General features: G+C 32.6%; 13 protein-coding genes, 2 pseudogenes and 1 riboswitch. Of the genes and pseudogenes, 4 read left to right on the top strand and 11 right to left on the bottom strand.

The window, feature by feature from the left end; genetic code table 11:
- Window positions 1-452 precede the first annotated feature (452 nt).
- Complete coding sequence (locus AC22L0_RS09450) at window positions 453-2,450, top strand: YVTN family beta-propeller repeat protein (protein WP_097813669.1); 1,998 nt, start codon at window positions 453-455, stop codon at window positions 2,448-2,450.
- Window positions 2,451-2,884: 434 nt separating this feature from the next.
- On the opposite strand, the pseudogene AC22L0_RS09445 reads toward AC22L0_RS09450, so the two are convergent.
- Window positions 2,885-2,998, bottom strand: a pseudogene (locus tag AC22L0_RS09445) (DUF3954 domain-containing protein).
- Window positions 2,999-3,322: 324 nt separating this feature from the next.
- On the opposite strand from AC22L0_RS09445, the pseudogene AC22L0_RS09440 reads away from it, so the two are divergent.
- A pseudogene (locus AC22L0_RS09440) lies at window positions 3,323-3,499 on the top strand (tyrosine-type recombinase/integrase); the annotation flags it as partial.
- 136 nt (window positions 3,500-3,635) lie between these two features.
- Window positions 3,636-4,895, top strand: a complete 1,260-nt coding sequence (locus AC22L0_RS09435; RefSeq protein ID WP_048567660.1) for a LytS/YhcK type 5TM receptor domain-containing protein — start codon at window positions 3,636-3,638, stop codon at window positions 4,893-4,895.
- Between the two features lie 101 nt (window positions 4,896-4,996).
- Here AC22L0_RS09435 and AC22L0_RS09430 read toward each other — a convergent pair whose 3' ends face one another.
- The 4 genes from AC22L0_RS09430 to AC22L0_RS09415 form a co-directional block, all read right to left on the bottom strand.
- Window positions 4,997-5,104 carry a YjcZ family sporulation protein gene (locus tag AC22L0_RS09430; RefSeq protein ID WP_000120182.1) on the bottom strand — a complete coding sequence of 36 codons (108 nt, stop codon included), beginning with the start codon at window positions 5,102-5,104 and terminating at the stop codon, window positions 4,997-4,999.
- A 136-nt stretch (window positions 5,105-5,240) separates the two neighbouring features.
- Window positions 5,241-6,041 (bottom strand): energy-coupling factor transporter transmembrane component T family protein, encoded by an 801-nt coding sequence (locus tag AC22L0_RS09425; RefSeq protein ID WP_000556377.1) that lies wholly within the window; start codon window positions 6,039-6,041, stop codon window positions 5,241-5,243.
- Window positions 6,034-7,734: an ABC transporter ATP-binding protein gene (locus tag AC22L0_RS09420; protein WP_001182520.1), complete on the bottom strand. Its 1,701-nt coding sequence runs from the start codon at window positions 7,732-7,734 to the stop codon at window positions 6,034-6,036. Before AC22L0_RS09420 ends, AC22L0_RS09425 begins: the two co-directional genes overlap by 8 nt.
- A gap of 10 nt (window positions 7,735-7,744) precedes the next feature.
- Window positions 7,745-8,293: an ECF-type riboflavin transporter substrate-binding protein gene (locus AC22L0_RS09415; protein ID WP_001038210.1), complete on the bottom strand. Its 549-nt coding sequence runs from the start codon at window positions 8,291-8,293 to the stop codon at window positions 7,745-7,747.
- A gap of 140 nt (window positions 8,294-8,433) precedes the next feature.
- A riboswitch (SAM riboswitch) is annotated at window positions 8,434-8,549 on the bottom strand.
- Window positions 8,550-8,703: 154 nt separating this feature from the next.
- On the opposite strand from AC22L0_RS09415, the gene AC22L0_RS09410 reads away from it, so the two are divergent.
- Window positions 8,704-9,384: an aspartate/glutamate racemase family protein gene (locus AC22L0_RS09410; protein WP_000864399.1), complete on the top strand. Its 681-nt coding sequence runs from the start codon at window positions 8,704-8,706 to the stop codon at window positions 9,382-9,384.
- Window positions 9,385-9,475: 91 nt separating this feature from the next.
- On the opposite strand, the gene AC22L0_RS09405 is transcribed toward AC22L0_RS09410, so the two are convergent.
- The 6 genes from AC22L0_RS09405 to AC22L0_RS09380 all read right to left on the bottom strand — a co-directional run bounded on the left by AC22L0_RS09405 (window position 9,476) and on the right by AC22L0_RS09380 (window position 17,733).
- Complete coding sequence (locus AC22L0_RS09405; RefSeq protein ID WP_000932165.1) at window positions 9,476-10,663, bottom strand: macrolide family glycosyltransferase; 1,188 nt, start codon at window positions 10,661-10,663, stop codon at window positions 9,476-9,478.
- Between the two features lie 258 nt (window positions 10,664-10,921).
- Entirely contained in the window at window positions 10,922-11,452 is a 531-nt protein-coding gene (gene lepB / locus AC22L0_RS09400; RefSeq protein WP_000765192.1) for a signal peptidase I, read from the bottom strand.
- Window positions 11,453-11,528: 76 nt separating this feature from the next.
- Window positions 11,529-13,655 carry a peptidoglycan D,D-transpeptidase FtsI family protein gene (locus AC22L0_RS09395; RefSeq protein ID WP_000743767.1) on the bottom strand — a complete coding sequence of 709 codons (2,127 nt, stop codon included), beginning with the start codon at window positions 13,653-13,655 and terminating at the stop codon, window positions 11,529-11,531.
- A gap of 234 nt (window positions 13,656-13,889) precedes the next feature.
- Complete coding sequence (locus AC22L0_RS09390) at window positions 13,890-15,677, bottom strand: ATP-binding protein (protein WP_487272247.1); 1,788 nt, start codon at window positions 15,675-15,677, stop codon at window positions 13,890-13,892.
- Between the two features lie 450 nt (window positions 15,678-16,127).
- Window positions 16,128-16,979, bottom strand: coding sequence for a Cof-type HAD-IIB family hydrolase (locus tag AC22L0_RS09385; RefSeq protein ID WP_000766385.1), 852 nt, complete (start codon window positions 16,977-16,979; stop codon window positions 16,128-16,130).
- A gap of 175 nt (window positions 16,980-17,154) precedes the next feature.
- Window positions 17,155-17,733, bottom strand: a complete 579-nt coding sequence (locus AC22L0_RS09380; protein WP_000954437.1) for a cysteine dioxygenase family protein — start codon at window positions 17,731-17,733, stop codon at window positions 17,155-17,157.
- Between the last annotated feature and the right edge of the window lie 23 nt (window positions 17,734-17,756).

Raw genomic sequence — 17,756 nt, 5'->3', positions numbered from 1 at the left:
CATTATTCTATTACAATCCATTTTCATGTTATAATTACCAACAGTACATATTTTAATAGGCACAACAAATTCCTATTATTTCTAAATGGATTAACAAATAAAAATACGTGTAGAAGAATCCAGAGTTTTACTGAATTTTTTTATGGATCTTTCAAAATCTTTTAAATCTTCCTTCATTCCTTCTTTTTAATAAACTTCAAATTTTATTACAATAACGCTTTTTTAAAATACAATCGCTTGCCTATAAACTTTGTAACCTTCATTTTCTTTCCTATGATTACAACATCCTCCTAACAACCAAGTATTGATTATATATCCCATATGAACACCTCTATTTTATTGGCATATACTTTGAAGGAAAAAACATTTCACATTAAACATATACCTACAAACTCAGTTGCTAATAATTTACCAAAAATTACTTAATATTCAATTTTTAAAAGGAGGTATTTATGAGATATAATCGAAAATCAAATTCCAAAAATCCGTGTGATAAATTTCAGCAACCCTGCTTTATTTCTATATCCGCTTGTGATCAAAGTAATTGCTGTACACCTGTTTTTTTCTCGAATTCTCAACAACAAGAATTATTACAAATAATAAATCAATTAAATCAAGCCATCCTTTCTTTTTTCACAACACCAAATCCAACAACTATACAAATACTCCAATCAGCATTACAGGCATTAAATGATTTATTAATAACAGTACAACCAAATACACCAAATAGAAATTTAGTTATAAGAACTATAAATCAATTAATTAATTCCTTACCTACCGCATCCCTCACTCAAATCTCAGCATTATTCCAATTTCTATTCCAAAGCTTGTCTTCACTTATAAGTTGTTCAAATATATCAGACCCCTTATTACAGCAAACATTCAACTTAATTCTACAAGGAATCTTAAATAGTTCGCTATTAAGCAACACCGGAACACCGGGGCCGACTGGAGCCACTGGACCTAGAGGATTTCCTGGACCTAGAGGCGCTCAGGGTTCTCAAGGTGTGCAAGGAATTCAGGGGCCGGAAGGACCAGAAGGACCGGAAGGACCTCAAGGTGTACCAGGGATTCAGGGACCAGAAGGGCCTCAAGGGCCTCAAGGACCTCAAGGTGTAGAAGGAATTCAGGGGCCGGAAGGACCAGAAGGACCTCAAGGACCTCAAGGCGTACAAGGAATTCAAGGACCACCAGGACCACCGGGGCCGACTGGTTCAGGGACCGGAATGGGAATTCCTGGACCACCGGGACCTACTGGGCCTCAGGGTATCCAAGGGATTCAAGGACCGGAAGGACCGGAAGGGCCCACTGGCCCTCAGGGTGTACAAGGAATTCAAGGGCCGGAAGGACCATCAGGAGCCACTGGACTTCAGGGTGTGCCAGGAATTCAAGGGCCGGAAGGACCACCAGGAGCCACTGGACCTCAAGGGGTGCAAGGAATCCAAGGGCCGGAAGGACCACCGGGACCTACTGGAGATTGTGATTGTCCACCAGGACCTACTGGACCGACCGGACCTACTGGGCCAACCGGACCTGCATGTAATTTCCTAGTATATGCTACAAATGCAGGACTCATAGATGACCCTACAAATGATACAGTATCTGTAATTAACACCGGAACAAATATAGTAGTTGATACAATTACTGTAGGTAATGCACCACTTGAAGTAACCGTTTCACCAAATGGAGCTCGTGCCTATGTTACTAATATTTTTTCTAATACCGTTTCCGTTATTGATACTGCTACGAATACTGTTATCGCTACCATTCCTGTTGGAACTAATCCAATAGGTGTAGCTGTTTCTCCAAATAACACAACTGTTTATGTTGGAAATCATGGTAATAATACGGTTTCTGTCATTAATGCGGCAACAAACACAGTTATTAATACTATTCCTGTTGGCATCGCTCCACAAGGGATTACTGTTTCCCCAAATGGTGCCTTTGCATATGTTGCAAACGAATTAAGCAACACAATTTCTGTCATTAATACTGCTACCAACACAGTTATTGCTACCATCCCTGTTGGTATTCGTCCTAGAATAATCGTGTTTACACTAGATGGTACTCGTGCGTATGTCACGAATCAAAACAGCAATACGGTTTCTGTTATTAACACCGCTACCAATGCAGTTATTAATACAATTAACGTAGGTACCGAACCTGTTGGCATAGATATTACACCGGGTGGAAACCTTATTTACGTTGTAAATAAAGTTAGCAATAATGTATCGGTAATAAATGTGGCGACAAATACTGTGATTGATACAATTTCTGTTGGTTTATCCCCTGATCAAGTAACCATCATACCTGATGGCACTCGAGCATATGTTACAAATCAAGCTAGTAATACTGTTTCCGTTATTGATATTGCTACGAATACTGTTATCACTAATGTCCCAGTAGGTGTCGCTCCAACCGGAATAGCTACTGGAACTATTTGTGAATAAAATAAAGAAGTGAAAGCCACAGATAGTTTTTATTAAAATTGATAGTATGTGATATTCTTTCTTTAACTACGTTCAAACAACCAGGATAAACCTTTATATTCTGTTAATATTCTTTTCTGTTTTGTCTTACAGAACCTGCAGATCAGCTAGCTGTTGTTAGCTGATCTCTTTCTATAAAACTCAAATCACATACCAATTAATTTACTAACATTGAATTTTTTAGAATTTAATAATAATATTTACCTATAAAACCATTACCCTTATACAAAGAGCTATGAGCCTTTCCACTCATGACTCTTTTTTTACGATTTTCACTTCACATCTACGCGATTTTGACTAGCTTCTCGACTAAATCCGTCTGGGTATCTTTCTAAAAATAATCATTTTATCTTTTCAGTAAACTTAGTATCTACACGATCAACCTTACCGTTTATCTAAACCGCGACTTGCTCAACAAATCCGCTCATTGGTGGATTGACTACTGTTACATTTTCGTCCTAAACTATTAAAAGTTTGTTGCTACTAACATCAATTTCTACTTTTTTCATATGTCCATCTACCTTTTACTACCACATGTACTCAACAACATCAGTTTTAAAAGCCACTTCCCAAATAAACTCTTACTGGAATTACTACACGACCTAGCTCGTCCACTTTTCTTGAAACACCTGTTTTTTCATACCTTACTTTCCTTTAGTATTTTTATATTTATTTAGAATCTCATGCAAACGTTTCTTATTACCAATCAGTTCTGCTTATCAAGATTTAGATTTAATTAATTGTAATAAATCAGGTGGGGGGTTATGCAGAAATGCTTTCAGGGAAAAGTTTTATAAGGAAATAAAAAATGCAGCAGTGAAAAAATTAAAACTCGTAATTTAAGACATCCACACGCAACTATACTATTGAAACAAGGAGTTAATCCTAAAATTATCAGTGAGAGATTAGGTCATACAGACATTTCATTAACTCTTAGGATTTATTCTCATGTTTTACCGAACATGCAGGAAGAAGGAGTAAAAAATTTTGGTAAAAATATCTTTGGATAGCTAACGTTTGTAGAATGTTTGCATTTTATAACAAAAAGCCAAACTAATCTTGTATTAACAAGGTTTATTCACCTTAACATATGTTATTATGTATAATACATATGTTAAGTAAATTCAGAATAACGAGGCAAATATTATGGACTTTGTTTATATTAATCAAAACGTATTAAATAATCTTCTATACATTTTATGTAGTATATTTGTTTTTTATTTCATATATGATAGCCGGCACTATTTAAAGAAATATAAAATACTACTGATTACCCTTTGTTCTAGTATCCCGCTTATTTTATGTATGCGATACCCTATCTATATGGATGAAAGTTGTATTCATGATTTAAGACAAATTCCGGTCATAATAGGTACGCTTTATGGTGGATTCCCTGTCGGTATCATATTGTTTACAATTTTATTAATTACGAGATTTTTATTTTATGGCTTTAACATGCTGACAGTTGTTGTTTACGGAATAATGTTCATCGTTACAGCACTCGCATCTTCAAAATTTAATACATATAATAGAAAACTTAAAGTAGCTTTTTCCATGTTTTTAACCTTTTTCCTAGCAATATTTACAACTTTAATTGTATTAACCTTATCAGATTTTGAAGTGAATAATTTGTATATTATTTATTTCATGGTATTACCGACTACTTTAATGTTATTTATTGTTTATATAAATGAAGTTATTAAAGATGCTGTATTAATGCGCTCAAAATTAATTAAAATGGAAAAAATGGAGATTGTTAGCCAACTCGCTGCAAGTATATCGCACGAAGTAAGGAATCCCTTAACGGTTGTAAAAGGATTTACACAGCTTTTAAAAACACAAAATTTAACTCCTGAATCAAGAGACGAATATATTAAACATATACTTGAAGAGTTAAATCGTGCCCAAGAAATTATCGATGATTACTTAACGTTTGCCAAACCTGCTCCAGAAAAACTAGATCAAATTTCAGTAAAACAAGAGTTAAATCGAGTTATTAATATGATATTGCCATTGTGTAATATGAATACGATACATATTACACAGGATTTTTCTGAGGCAACCATTGTTGGTAATAAACAGCACTTTCAACAATGTTTTTTAAACTTAATCAAAAACAGTATTGAAGCAATGCCTAATGGTGGTACCTTAAATATTTCCTCATCTATCAATAATAGTAAAGTTGAAATACGAATTGAAGATAGCGGAGTTGGAATGTCACAGGAGCAAATACATCGATTCGGTGAACCGTATTTTAGTACAAAAACAAAAGGAACCGGTTTAGGTACAATGGTTGCTGTTAAGATTATTGAGACGATGCATGGAAGTTTAAAAATCAGAAGTATCGTTAGTAAAGGAACGACTTTAACGATTACGTTCCCCAAATATAGTAAGAATACGCATTAAAACAAATAAAAAAGGAGCATAGTCGCTCCTTTTTTATTTGTTTCGATACATAAGTATCTTCAATGTTTTTTTAGTTTACATTTGTGAAGACTAATTAAAAATTAGTATCCTCCGCCCCAGCAGCTGCATCCTACAATTATTAATAGAATGAATAACACAACTAATAAAGCGAAACCTCCACCAAAACCACAAGAACCACCGTAACTCATATTTTCTCCTCCTTTTGGTTTGAAAACTAATAGGTAGTTGATCATTTTAACTGGTTCGTATTATACATTATGTGTATATCCCTTTTTTGAGCATGTCTACATAAAAATAAGTAAAAGCACTCGTTTAAAGAGTGCTTTAAAATGGATACCAAAAGTTTTGAAATACGTTTAATTTTAAATATACCGCAACAATAAATATGAAAATACCGGCAAATAAAGCGATGAAATCTTCACGTTTCGCCTTACTTGTATAAAACCATGTACGTTTATCCTTCTTTCCAAATCCTCTTAAATCCATTGCATTTGAAACCGTATCTATTCTTTCTAGAGAATGAATGATTAGTGGCCAGAAAATTAAAACACGGTTCTTCATACGAACCCATAAACTTGCTTCTCCTTTTTCAAAAGCCACTCCTCTCGCTTCTTGCGCGTGTTTAATAATTTTATACTCAGACTGGATGTCAGGAATATAACGTAGTGCAATATTTATTGCATAAGTAATCTTATAATGAATACCAAGTTTACTTAAGTTACTTACAAATTCACTTGGATCTGTCGTGTAAATAAAAAGAAGTGTAAATGGTAATAACGTAAAATACTTTAATGAAAGTGTAGCTGCATAAAATAATGTTTCATATGTAATCGTTGCATATCCAACATGTAAAAACGCGGTATATGATTCAGTTAATTCAGATCCATGAGTTGGTGTAATCAATAAAATCATGACAGAGTTTAATAAACTAAATGTAAATATGACACTAAAAACAATTAAAATTTTACGAAATGGAATTTTAGCAATGCTGAGCCCGATACACCCAATAATAAATAATATTAGCAACACCCGAAAATCAAAAAACAAAAAAGTAAGCGTCATACAAAAAATAAATAAAAACAATTTCACTACCCCATCCATACGATGAAAATATGTACTATGCACCTTCCTCCCTCCTATTACTGTCTAAATAAAGCTCCATAAATTTTTCTGGACATGCAATCCCACTAAATTTAACAAGCTTGGTTAAAGAACTCTCTCTTAAGTTGGCTCTTTGTAACGTTTCTTGATCGCCTAATACATCAAACACTGTATTATCCGCAATAATTTTCCCTTCATGTAGAACTACTGCACGGTCTGTATATTCTAGCGCGAGATTCATATCGTGAGTGATAAAAACAAATGAAATTCCCTTTTTAGCTAGGTTTTTAATAAAAGCCATAAATTGTTTATAGTGATAATAATCTTGTCCCGCTGTCGGTTCATCTAATATGATAAGTTTAGGATTTGTTGTTAATACAGATGCGATTGTTAATCTCTTTTTTTGCCCATAGCTTAGTGCTTGAATTGGCCAATTACGAAATGGATATAAACCACAAATTTTTAAAGTTCCTTCTACTCTATTCTTAATTTCTTCCTTAGAAAAATTATGTAATGTTAATGTAAATGAAACTTCTTCAAAAACAGTAGGCTGTGTAATCATATGATTTGGATTTTGCATCACGTAAGATATGATTTCCCCACGTTTACGAATAGACCAAGAACTAATATCTTCACCTTTTAACAAGATTTTCCCATTTTTCATTTTGTTTATGCCTATAAGACTATGAGCTAATGTTGATTTCCCTGCTCCATTATGTCCTAACAGTGCCACAATTTCTCCTTCATATATTGAAAGGTTTACATTTTCTAATACTTTTTGTTTATTAGAGTATGAAAATGATAAATTCTCCACTTTAAGTAATTCCTTGTTTTTAGTATTCCCTTTTAATATGACTTGTTTCTCCATCCACTCTTTTATAACATTGCTTACCTTTTCTTTTTGAAGGTTTTCCATTGGATATATTACGTCATTATTACTATCAAAATGTAATCTCTTTAATGCTTCGATGTAAATAGGCTCTCTTAAGCCGATACGTGGTAATATATTTGACGCTAAGATTTCTTTTGGTGTTCCTATCGCAATGACTTTACCTTCATCAATTAATATAACTTTGTCTAAATCCAGGTTTAAAATTTCTTCTATTCTATGTTCGATAATAACAATCGTTTTATTATATTGTTCATGTATATCTTTCATAAGTTTTATCGTATGTAAGGCGCTTAGTGGATCTAAATTAGCTAACGGTTCATCGAACAATAATATATCCGCATTTGTTGTTAATAAACCCGCTAGAGAAACTGTTTGCTTTTGACCTCCTGATAATTCATGTGGACTTTGTTTATGAAACGTATGCATCTTCACCTTTCTTAATGAGTCCGAAACAATCTTTTTCATGTCATCTTGCTTTACACATTCATTTTCTAAATAAAAAGCTACATCTTCTTCTACTGTCAGACCAATAAATTGAGCATCTTGATCTTGCAAAATTGTTCCTACCTGTTTACTTTGTTCAAAAATACTTCCTTCCCTCGGGTCTTTACCGGCAATTAAAACGTTACCTGTACTATTCCCTTCGTAAGAAAATGGGATTAGCCCATTTATACAATGAGCTAATGTCGACTTTCCTGAGCCACTTCGTCCAGCAATTAGCACTTTTTCCCCAGGGTATATATGAAAGGTAATATCACTTAAAGTAGGCTGCATAGCATGCCCATATTGAAAGGTGAATTGTTCAAACGAAATAATTGGTTGCATGTTAACATCCCTACTTTTCAATTTTTAAATGTGTATGTTTCTTATTGGATTTCGCCAAACCAATTGTAAGTGGCAATCCAAGTACTAAGAAAACGATGACATCGGAAATTGTTGCTCCTAATACTTGTATAACAATTTTGTCAAATGGTTCTCCCATCACAATAATATCGAATGCCCCAGCAAATATAATAGCAATGACAATACCAACTAACCCAGTAATTGCTAAATAAGAAATATCCCCCTTGTTAAATGACCCGTTTTTCACACTAAAACCAACTCTTTTTTGAATAAGCCCCATTGAAAAACCAATAATACCTGAACTAATAACCCAGCCCCACCAAATACCCCAGCCAGCAATCGTATCTGTTACGGTATGACCGATAAGTCCGATTAACAGTCCTGCCACTGGACCAAATAATGCTCCAAAAACAGTTAATATAGCTAATGCTGGTTTAATAAATGTATTCGGTGCAATAGAAAATCCCCAAAGTCCTAATATCCCGTATAATGCTGCTCCAATACCGATTGCTACTACTAACTTTGTTGATAATTTGTTCATGACAATTCCCCTCTCATATTAGTCAACTTTTATTACTCTATATTTAATTTAAAAATGAATTATGCATCGACACTCCCTTTCTATACAACAAAAAAATGACCTCTTACATAAGAGGTCATTTTCTTTCACGTTCAAGAATCCTCTTATCTTTCAAAAAACACATCGTGTCCTCTGCGGAATTAGCACCTTCCTATAAAATTGCATAGGGGTTGCTGAGGTTTCTTAGGGCCGTTCCCTCCACCTCTCTGGATAAGTATTAATTTGTAATTCGTATTATGGCACTAAAGAATGTAAATTTCAACACTTTTCTTACTATTTTTATTTTTTTGTTAAATAGATCATTTAAATCATTGTATTCTTATCGGAATTATGAAATAATAAATTCAAAATCGTTTCGGGAGGAATGCATTATGAAAGTTATTGGTTTGATTGGAGGATTAAGTTGGGAATCTACATCATTATACTATAAACATATTAATACACTTACACTCTCTCAATACGATCAAAATGCAAAGTTAGTTTTATATAGTATGGACTTTGGTGAAGTAACTACTTTATTACAAAATCATCAATATGAAGAAGTGAAAAATGAACTAGTTACAGTTGCAAAGAAAGTTGAAAAATCTGGGGCTGAATGTTTATTAATGTGTTCAAATACCGTACATCTATTTGCCGAGGAAGTAGAACAAGCAATATCTATCCCGCTTCTTCACATTGGTGATGTAAGTGCTAAAGAAATGGTAGAACAGAGTATAAAGCGTATCGGACTATTAGGAACAAAACAAACGATGGAGCAAGATTTCTATAAATCACGATTAGCGAAATATAACATTGAGACAATTATCCCAAATGAAGAGGAAAGAACCTTTATCCACCATGTCATATTAGATGAATTAAGTAGAGGGATCATTTCAGAAACATCTAAAGAAAAGTTATTACAAATTACAAAATCATTAATTCAAAACGGCGCTGAAGGTATATTATTAGGCTGTACTGAAATACCTTTACTTATCTCCCAAAATGATCTTACTGTTCCCGTTTTTGATACTGCTTTTTTACACGCAAATACTGCTGTGCAATTTGCTGGATAAGAATATACAAGCATAAAGGTGAGAACCTCTATGCTTGTATACAGTTACGACTATTTATCCCGCTATTTATGGGTAGTAAAATCCCTACCGATTAAAGTTTTACTTTATTTAAAAGAGATTCAATAACTGCAATTGCTTCTTTTGAACCACCACATTCTAAAAAGCTATCATTAAGTTTTCTTATACCATGTTTATACTTTTCATTTGAAAGAACATCTGTTACGGCCTCTTTTAAAGTGTGCACATTAACATGTTCTTTCAATAGTCTATGTGCCGCTTCAAGCTCAGTTAATCTTTGCGCTATCATTGGCTGGTCTTTATCATGCGGTATTATTACAAATGGGACATTATAATGAATGGCATCGTGTACGCTATTCATACCGCCATGTGTAATAAAAACATCTGCTTCATTTAATATTTCTGATTGAGGTACATATGGAGCAATTATAAAATTATCTGGTGCTTTCTTAATTTTAGAAATATCATTTCTATCACCAATTGCCATTACAACTATCCCATCAAAATCTGAAAAAGTATCAATACAAGTATTAAAGAATGGTTCGAGTCCTTCAAGCAGTGTTCCCATTGAAATATAAATAACTTTCTTTTCTTTAAGTGATTCCAGTGGAAACTTTATATTTGTTTTACGCTTTGAAATACTCGGTCCAATAAAAATGTTATTTTCTCCGAACGATTCGTTATTAGGTTGGAAATAGCGACTTGTGTATACGAGACAAACATCACCCTTATTATTCATAAATTGAAGATTATTCTTTGGTTTTACTCCAAATTTATGTTCCATCTGATTTAGTAATTTTTCAGAGATTTCCTCTGGTTGGAATGGCATATCTGCATTTGGATGAAAAGGTAATGTCTTCAAAAATTCTGGCGGAATTAAAAATATAGGTGAGGACACTACACCTGGAACTTGTAAATACTCCTTTACTAACTCTCCTGCGCCAAATATATCATAAATTACGAAATCAAAATTTATACTTTCACATAATTGTTTCGTAATTTCTAATATATATAAAGAAGTTTGAACATGCACATGAAAGAAAGCATTTAACCCAGATGAGGTTTCAGCATCAATAGAAATCTCTTTTAATAGATCCGGATGAATATGTACAGTAGCTCCTAAATCTTCAATTCTATCCTTAAAGTTTGCCGTTGTAATATAATGTACGTTATCCCCTCGTTTAGTAAAAGCTTTTACTAAATTTAATGTAGGGTTTACATGTCCCTCTGCTGGAAAATTAACCACTAAAATATTTAGCACTTATTCCTCACTCCTTACATTTCATTGTTTTAATTAAGCATACTGTTATTTGTACAAGTAATCTTCCCCTAATAGTCCTAATATGCTTGCTACATTATATTGATAAATAATTTTCAGTCATCAACATAAAAAAAGCATCTACCTATGTAGATGCCTAACCGTGATAAGGAGTGTTCTGTGAGGTTAGAACAAGCTTTTCTGCTTGTCCTATGCTATTAATATATGATTGATTTTATAAAACGTGAATAGTTAATAGAATTATTTTATCCATTTTATATGATCAAATGGATAAAATACCATTTCTACTTTACCTATTATATTTGACTCATCAATAAGTCCAAGTGTATTCCTACTATCTTTACTATGATTACGATTATCACCTAACACAAATAATTTATGCGTAGGAACTTTTATTTCTCTAAAATTTGAAAAACGATTGGATACTTGTGACATATCTAAATGTATATACGACTCATCACGCTTTTTACCGTTAATAAATACCTCATCCTTTTTTAGTTGTATATTATCCCCCGATAATCCAATAATTCGTTTCACATAGTAAGTAGGCTCGTCTTCTTTTTTTATAATGACAACATCTCCATGATGAAAAGACGATAAACAGACATTTACCTTATTAACAAGTATATAATCTTTTTCATTCAAAGTAGGTTGCATCGAAATTCCTTCTACCATACAAAATAAAAAGGACTTATTAATAAAAATAACCCCTATTATAATTAATATGTAGCTACATATGTTCCTCCAATATTTTAGAATAAACAGCTTCATATATACCTCATTTCTAATCTATCCCCAGATAAAAACGCCTCTAGTTTACAGGAATGCTAGAGACGTTTCGTACATTTTAATTCTCTTTAGAGGCATCTGTTTTTGGCGCTTCACCAGTTAACCGCTTATTTTTCAAATCAAAATAAGCATCTAAAACTTCTTTTCCAATATCGGAGTTAATGCCCGATTTATCATTTTCAACCCACGGTACTACAACAGAAAATGCTACTTCTGGATCATCATATGGCGCATATCCAGCTAATGTTAAGTTATAACATTCTCTACGATCGCCTTTCGCATTTCGCCCAATTGCATTTTCTCCACCATATACAGTTTGTGCGGTCCCTGTTTTACCAGCTGGTTTATATGGTGCTTTTTGGAACGCTCTTACTCCTGTTCCATCTCCTTCTTGAAATACTTTTCTAAATCCTTCTTTTACTTGATTAATATATTCTTGTTTCATATCGATTCTATTTAAAACAACGGGTTCTATTGATTGTACTACTTTACCAACCTCATCTTTTTGAACGGTTTGTTCTCTAATCTCTTGAACAATTTGTGGTTTCATTCGATATCCTCCATTTGCGATAGTCGAAATATATTGTGCAAGCTGAAGTGGTGTATACGTATCATATTGCCCAATAGAATAATCTAATAAGAAACCAGGCTGATTATCTTTTTTTCCAATTTGCCCTGCAGTTTCATTTGGTAAATCAATACCAGTTTGTACACCTAGTCCAAATTGCCTGAAATAATACCTCATTTTATCAAAATATTCTTGTTTAATATCTAGTGAACTATTTTTTACATAATCCACGCCAGCAATTTTTAATGCTATATTAAACATATAAACGTTTGAAGAAACTTGTAACGCTCTTAGATCGTCTATATCACCAAAATTTTTCCAAGACTTCTTTTCCTTAGTTCCTTTAAACTTCATAGGTGCATCATAAAAATGTGTTCCAGGAGTTATTGCATTTGTTTCAAACCCTGTTAACACTGTCGCACCTTTAACCGTTGATCCAAGCTCATATGAACTTGTCAGCGTGCCTAAAGCATAATCTTCTACTTCCATTTTCCCGTCTTTTTCTACAAGCCTTTTCCCAGCCATTGATAATACTTGGCCATTTTTAGGATTCATCATCACTACGAAAGCACGGTCTAACATTGATTCTGATCCTTTATATTGTTTTAATATTTTTTCTATGCTCTCCTCTACTTTTTTTTGCAATTCCATATCTATTGTTAAAGTTAAATTTTTACCGCTTTTTCCTTCCGAAACCGTTTCCGTTCTAATAGTATTTCCTTGTTTATCAGCAATGCTTCTTACTTCTTTTTTTGTACCATGAAGTACATCTTCGTATTGCTGTTCGATATAACTTTTGCCGACCCTATCATTTCGGCTATAATCACGCACTAAATAATAATCTAATCGTTCACGTGGCAATCCTTCATCAGCATTTGAAACGTTACCAAGGACAGAACGGAATAATCCATCATTTACATAGATTCTCTCCCAATCAACTGATGCGTCTACTCCTGGAAGGTTCGCTAAATTTTCACTAATCACCGCATATTCCTGTTCACTAACGTCCTTTTTAATAATTTGAGGTGCCATTTGAAAACCTGAGGTCATTTTACTTTTAATAGCTAACACTTCTATATCTTTAGCCGTTAGTTCTTGAAGATTTTTATCTGTAACGCGTTTCCTTTTTAAATCTTCTATTTTTTTGTCTAGCTCTTTTCCGGTAATATCCTTATCTCGGAACTTATCTATTTCTTTTTTTGATACTAAGTCTTGAGCCAGTTCTGGATTCAATTGCATCCAAAAGTCTTTCTTATCAGTCTCAGTTAACTTATCTATATCTTCTTGTGGCATTTCAATAATATCTGCAAGTTGTCTTGCTGATTTTAATATTTCTTCTTGTTTTACCCCTTTCACCTTTGTATATGTAATCGTACGTAAAGACTTATTATCAACTACTGGATTTCCTTCACGATCAAATATTTTCCCACGTGGTACAGAAAGGCCCACGGTTGCATTTTCTCTCTTCTCTAATTCATTTTTATATGTTTCTCCATCAAAAATTTGCACTTTCCCTAACTGAATAATAATGCCAGAGAATAATAAAAATACACAAAGGAATAAAATATTTAACCGGAGAGGTACTACTCTACCACTTTTCTTCTCTTGCTTTTTCACCTTGTCATAATCTCCTCCTTACAATATTTCAAATAATAATCACATTTCTATATTAAAAGTAATGTACAATTTCTATACATTGCTTTGTACAAATATTAATATAATGTTTAAAACTTAATAGAAATTAAAACAAAGGTAAAGAAAAGGTAAAGTTTACTAAATTAAATATAAAAAATACCCAATAACAAAAAGCTTAGTTTTCACTAATCGCTTTGTTATTGGGTATTAATTGATTTAAGAATTACTACTAGTGCGTATTGCTATACATTTGTCGTCACAATTAGAAAGAGATTGTTTACTTAGTACTTTCGGTAAGTAAATAGTTACTGTTGTCCCGACACCAACCTCGCTCATGATACTAATTGTCCCTTGATGACTTTCAATAATTTTATAACTTAACATTAATCCAATACCAGTCCCTTTTTCTTTCGTACTATAAAAAGGTTCACCTAATCTCTTAATTCTTTCTTCAGGTATTCCTATTCCTTCATCTATTACATGAATGATGACACCATCATCATTTATTTCTTTTATGTGAATTGAAATTTCCCCACCATTTGGCATAGCTTCGATTGAATTTTGCAAAATATTAATAAATACTTGTTTCAATTGATTTTCTGAGCATTCAATAATTATATCTTTGTCATCCGTAAATAATTCAACTTGAATATTTGTCATAATTGCTTTTGTATTCATTAACGATACGACATTTTTAAAAATTTGATAAATATTTTTCTTTTCTGTATTTATCTCATCTGTTTTAGCAATTGCCAGAAATTCTTGCAGGATCGCTTCTATCCTTTCAATTTCAGAGAGCATAAGATCAAAATATTTTTCTTGATCTTCTTTATTAATTTGAAATAACTGTATAAAACCTTTAATTACAGTTAAAGGATTTCTTACTTCATGAGCCACGCCAGCTGCTAATTGACCAATTGCTGCAAGCGTATCTGATTTATTTAGCAATTCTTCTGTCTTTTTTCGCTCTGTAATGTCGCGTACAATAATCATAATTTTATCATGTAATAATGGTAAGCACCTAGCCTCAAAGAAATCAATACTTCCATTAAGTGTGAGTGGATATTCTACAATTACATTCGTTCCTTTTTCCTTCACTTGATTAATGGCTTCCTGAAACTGCTGTGCTACTGAAGATGGTAATACTTCGTAAAACTTTTTTCCCATAAAAGCTTCTGCGGGTACGTAAAACTTTGTAGGAGATCCTGCCTTGTAATCTATAATTGTGCCATCATCTTCTGTTAAGAAACATAAATCTGGTAAAGCTTTAAAAATTAATTCCAGTTCAGATGTTTGTTGTTTTAACTGCTCTTCTATCGCTTTTAAATGTGTAATATCTACACCAACAGCCCAATAACTATATCCTGTTACAGGAAACTGTTCTGATATATTCGACCACATTATTGTTTTGATTTCACCATTTTTACATGTTAAGTGCATTTCCCAATCTCTGAAATTTTTTCCACAAGTTAAAAATTTCTTTTGTATTTGATGGCGATAATTATAATCAGGATACAATAATTGCAGTGCATTTGGATTTCCAATTATTTCTTCAGCGGTATAACCTGTTACAATTTCACATTCTCGATTCCACAAAACAAAATCTCCATTATAATCAAGCGCATCGACCATAACAGGCATGTTTTGTAAAATCGTATGTAGTTCCTCCTCTTTCCGAGAAAGCAACGTTGTACTTTTACTTTGAAATACTTTTATTGGGCCATCTAAAATTAAACTTGAGAGCATTTCAAAGTATTTTTGACAACTGAAAATTTCACTTTTTTTGGACCATACAACAAAAGATCCTAAATGTTGATTGTATAAGAAAATGGGGATTTCAATCTTTGGAAGTTTACTCTTTTTTATCTCATTCATTCCGAATGAAAAAACACATTTTTTTTCAGCATCAAGAAGTTGATGTGATATATTAGTTAATTTATAAAATTGTTCTGCCATGGTTTCTATTGTACTCACATCAATAAGTTCCATTAGCCGCGAATTCATTCCTTTTTCACCTCAATATGTAAAATTAATACAAATCTAAAATTCATACTTCTCCATTATACGAAGAAAGCTAGTGTAGGTATATAGCTGTAGAATAATTATTCGAACAAATTTTATTTTTCAATTAAAATAAGAAAAGAATATATATACTGAATATACCTTTAATTAGTATATATTTCGTTGATTCCTCACTTATTGTCTAGTAACTTAAATTCCTCCTTACATTCACTGAATTTTCACTTGAGAGTCATACACGTTACTAATAGCGGTATAAACATGCAATAAGTATAAAGTTCATAAAATATTCACAATTTTTATGAAAAATATAAACATTTATTCCAATATATTCTATATAATAAAATGTAATAAGGCTTCTATGAATCTCATAGAATACCTTACCCCTAATAAAAAAGAAAAAAGAATCCATTTGGATTCTTTTTTCTTTTTTAATTACATTACATATTTATATAAAGCATGTGCCACACCATGTTCTTCATTTGATAACGTTTCGTATTTACACATTGCTTTTATTTCTTCTACTGCATTCCCCATTGCAATTGATATGTTCGCTTTTTCCATCATAGAAACATCGTTTAGCCCATCACCTATCGCTACAGTGTTTTCAACCGGAATATTAAGATGTTCTGCTAAAGTATATAATCCATTCCCTTTTTGAGCATCTCGATGATTAATCTCTAAATTGTGCCAATATGAAGATGTAATTGCTAAATCTGTATTATGAAGAAATGTTTCTTTGAGTTTTTTTAATTTCTCAATTTCATAAGAAAATGGTAATAGTTTATGCACATGTATATCTGTTTCTACAATTGGTTTACAACTTTCCGCACTATGAAACGCTGTATGCTCAAGATATAATGCTGCGATTGTTTCTAACTCTTTCAAGTCGAAATTTTCTTTTGAATTCTTCACATGCTCAATTTCATTACGTACACTCTCTACTCCATAATCCGGTACATACACACCTTTATCAGTATAGAGCTGATAATATAAACCATTCTCTTCAAGATATTCTACAATTTCAAGTGCCTGCATATTTTGAATTGGATATCTCTTCATCATTTTTTTATCTTTATATATAAGAGCACCATTTTCCGCAATGATTGGACACTCTAAATCAACTTCTAACAATAATCGCTCAATGTCAACAATTGAACGTCCTGTACAAATTGCTACAACATGGCCAGCTTCTTGACATGTTCGAATTGCTTCTGCATTTTCTTTACTTATCATTTTATTCCCCGAAAGAAGAGTTCCATCTAAATCAATTGCGATTAATTTCATTATTTCTTCACCACTTTCTATAAATACACGAGTTCTAATTAATTATTAGGTATCGTTTTCATACAATCCTCGTGAGGTACTTCTTATTTATAATTTATGAAAAGCGTTTCAGGTCAAGAAATAATTAAAAATAAACTCCAAAGCTTTTCTTTTTAAAAAAGCTTTGGATTTTAAACTATGAATTATAACTAATGTATTTTGTCTCACACATGTACACATTTTTTTCTTCAGTTGGGATATATACTTTAAACTTTTCTAACCGTTTTCCATAGACATGAATCGTAATAACGCTTTCATTTTTGCTAATTTCAAGAATATGACAATCCGCTGGTGGAATTACTTTATCTGTTTCTCCTTCTCCCAAATAAAGATTTCCTGTATGTGTTAAATAAACAAGTGAATTTCCAAGTTGTTTCGTTTGTATAAAGTTCTGCACCATAATCCTTCCTGAAAAAACGCCTTCTACTCCCCATGTGCCGTCATGATCATGTAAAGGTGTAGATTGTCCATCTTTCCATACGAGAGCTAGTACTTCAAAACGTTTGAGCGGATCTTCATACAATAAATGTCGTGCATATTGAGTCAAATTGGCCTTCTGTTTATCTAACGGAAGCCATGTTTTCTTTTCTAAAAGTTCTTCTAGTAACTTTTCAATGCCACACACTATTTCTTCTTCAAATAAACCGTTTTCCATAAGATCTGTAACACCTTTAATAAACTTTTGAAATGATTTACTTCCATTACAAGTCAACATAAGAATCCTCCTCTACGTTTTAT

This window comes from Bacillus sp. LQ01 (assembly GCF_057624735.1).
This window is presented reverse-complemented; position numbering and strand designations above follow the sequence as displayed.

What these genes read in the sequence shown, in the direction of transcription:
- AC22L0_RS09450 (WP_097813669.1), top strand. Translation starts at nt 453, where the DNA reads ATGAGATATAATCGAAAATCAAATTCCAAAAATCCGTGTGATAAATTT.
- AC22L0_RS09435 (WP_048567660.1), top strand. Translation starts at nt 3,636, where the DNA reads ATGGACTTTGTTTATATTAATCAAAACGTATTAAATAATCTTCTATAC.
- AC22L0_RS09430 (WP_000120182.1), bottom strand. Translation starts at nt 5,104, where the DNA reads ATGAGTTACGGTGGTTCTTGTGGTTTTGGTGGAGGTTTCGCTTTATTA.
- AC22L0_RS09420 (WP_001182520.1), bottom strand. Translation starts at nt 7,734, where the DNA reads ATGCAACCAATTATTTCGTTTGAACAATTCACCTTTCAATATGGGCAT.
- AC22L0_RS09415 (WP_001038210.1), bottom strand. Translation starts at nt 8,293, where the DNA reads ATGAACAAATTATCAACAAAGTTAGTAGTAGCAATCGGTATTGGAGCA.
- AC22L0_RS09410 (WP_000864399.1), top strand. Translation starts at nt 8,704, where the DNA reads ATGAAAGTTATTGGTTTGATTGGAGGATTAAGTTGGGAATCTACATCA.
- lepB (WP_000765192.1), bottom strand. Translation starts at nt 11,452, where the DNA reads ATGAAGCTGTTTATTCTAAAATATTGGAGGAACATATGTAGCTACATA.
- AC22L0_RS09390 (WP_487272247.1), bottom strand. Translation starts at nt 15,677, where the DNA reads ATGAATTCGCGGCTAATGGAACTTATTGATGTGAGTACAATAGAAACC.
- AC22L0_RS09385 (WP_000766385.1), bottom strand. Translation starts at nt 16,979, where the DNA reads ATGAAATTAATCGCAATTGATTTAGATGGAACTCTTCTTTCGGGGAAT.
- AC22L0_RS09380 (WP_000954437.1), bottom strand. Translation starts at nt 17,733, where the DNA reads ATGTTGACTTGTAATGGAAGTAAATCATTTCAAAAGTTTATTAAAGGT.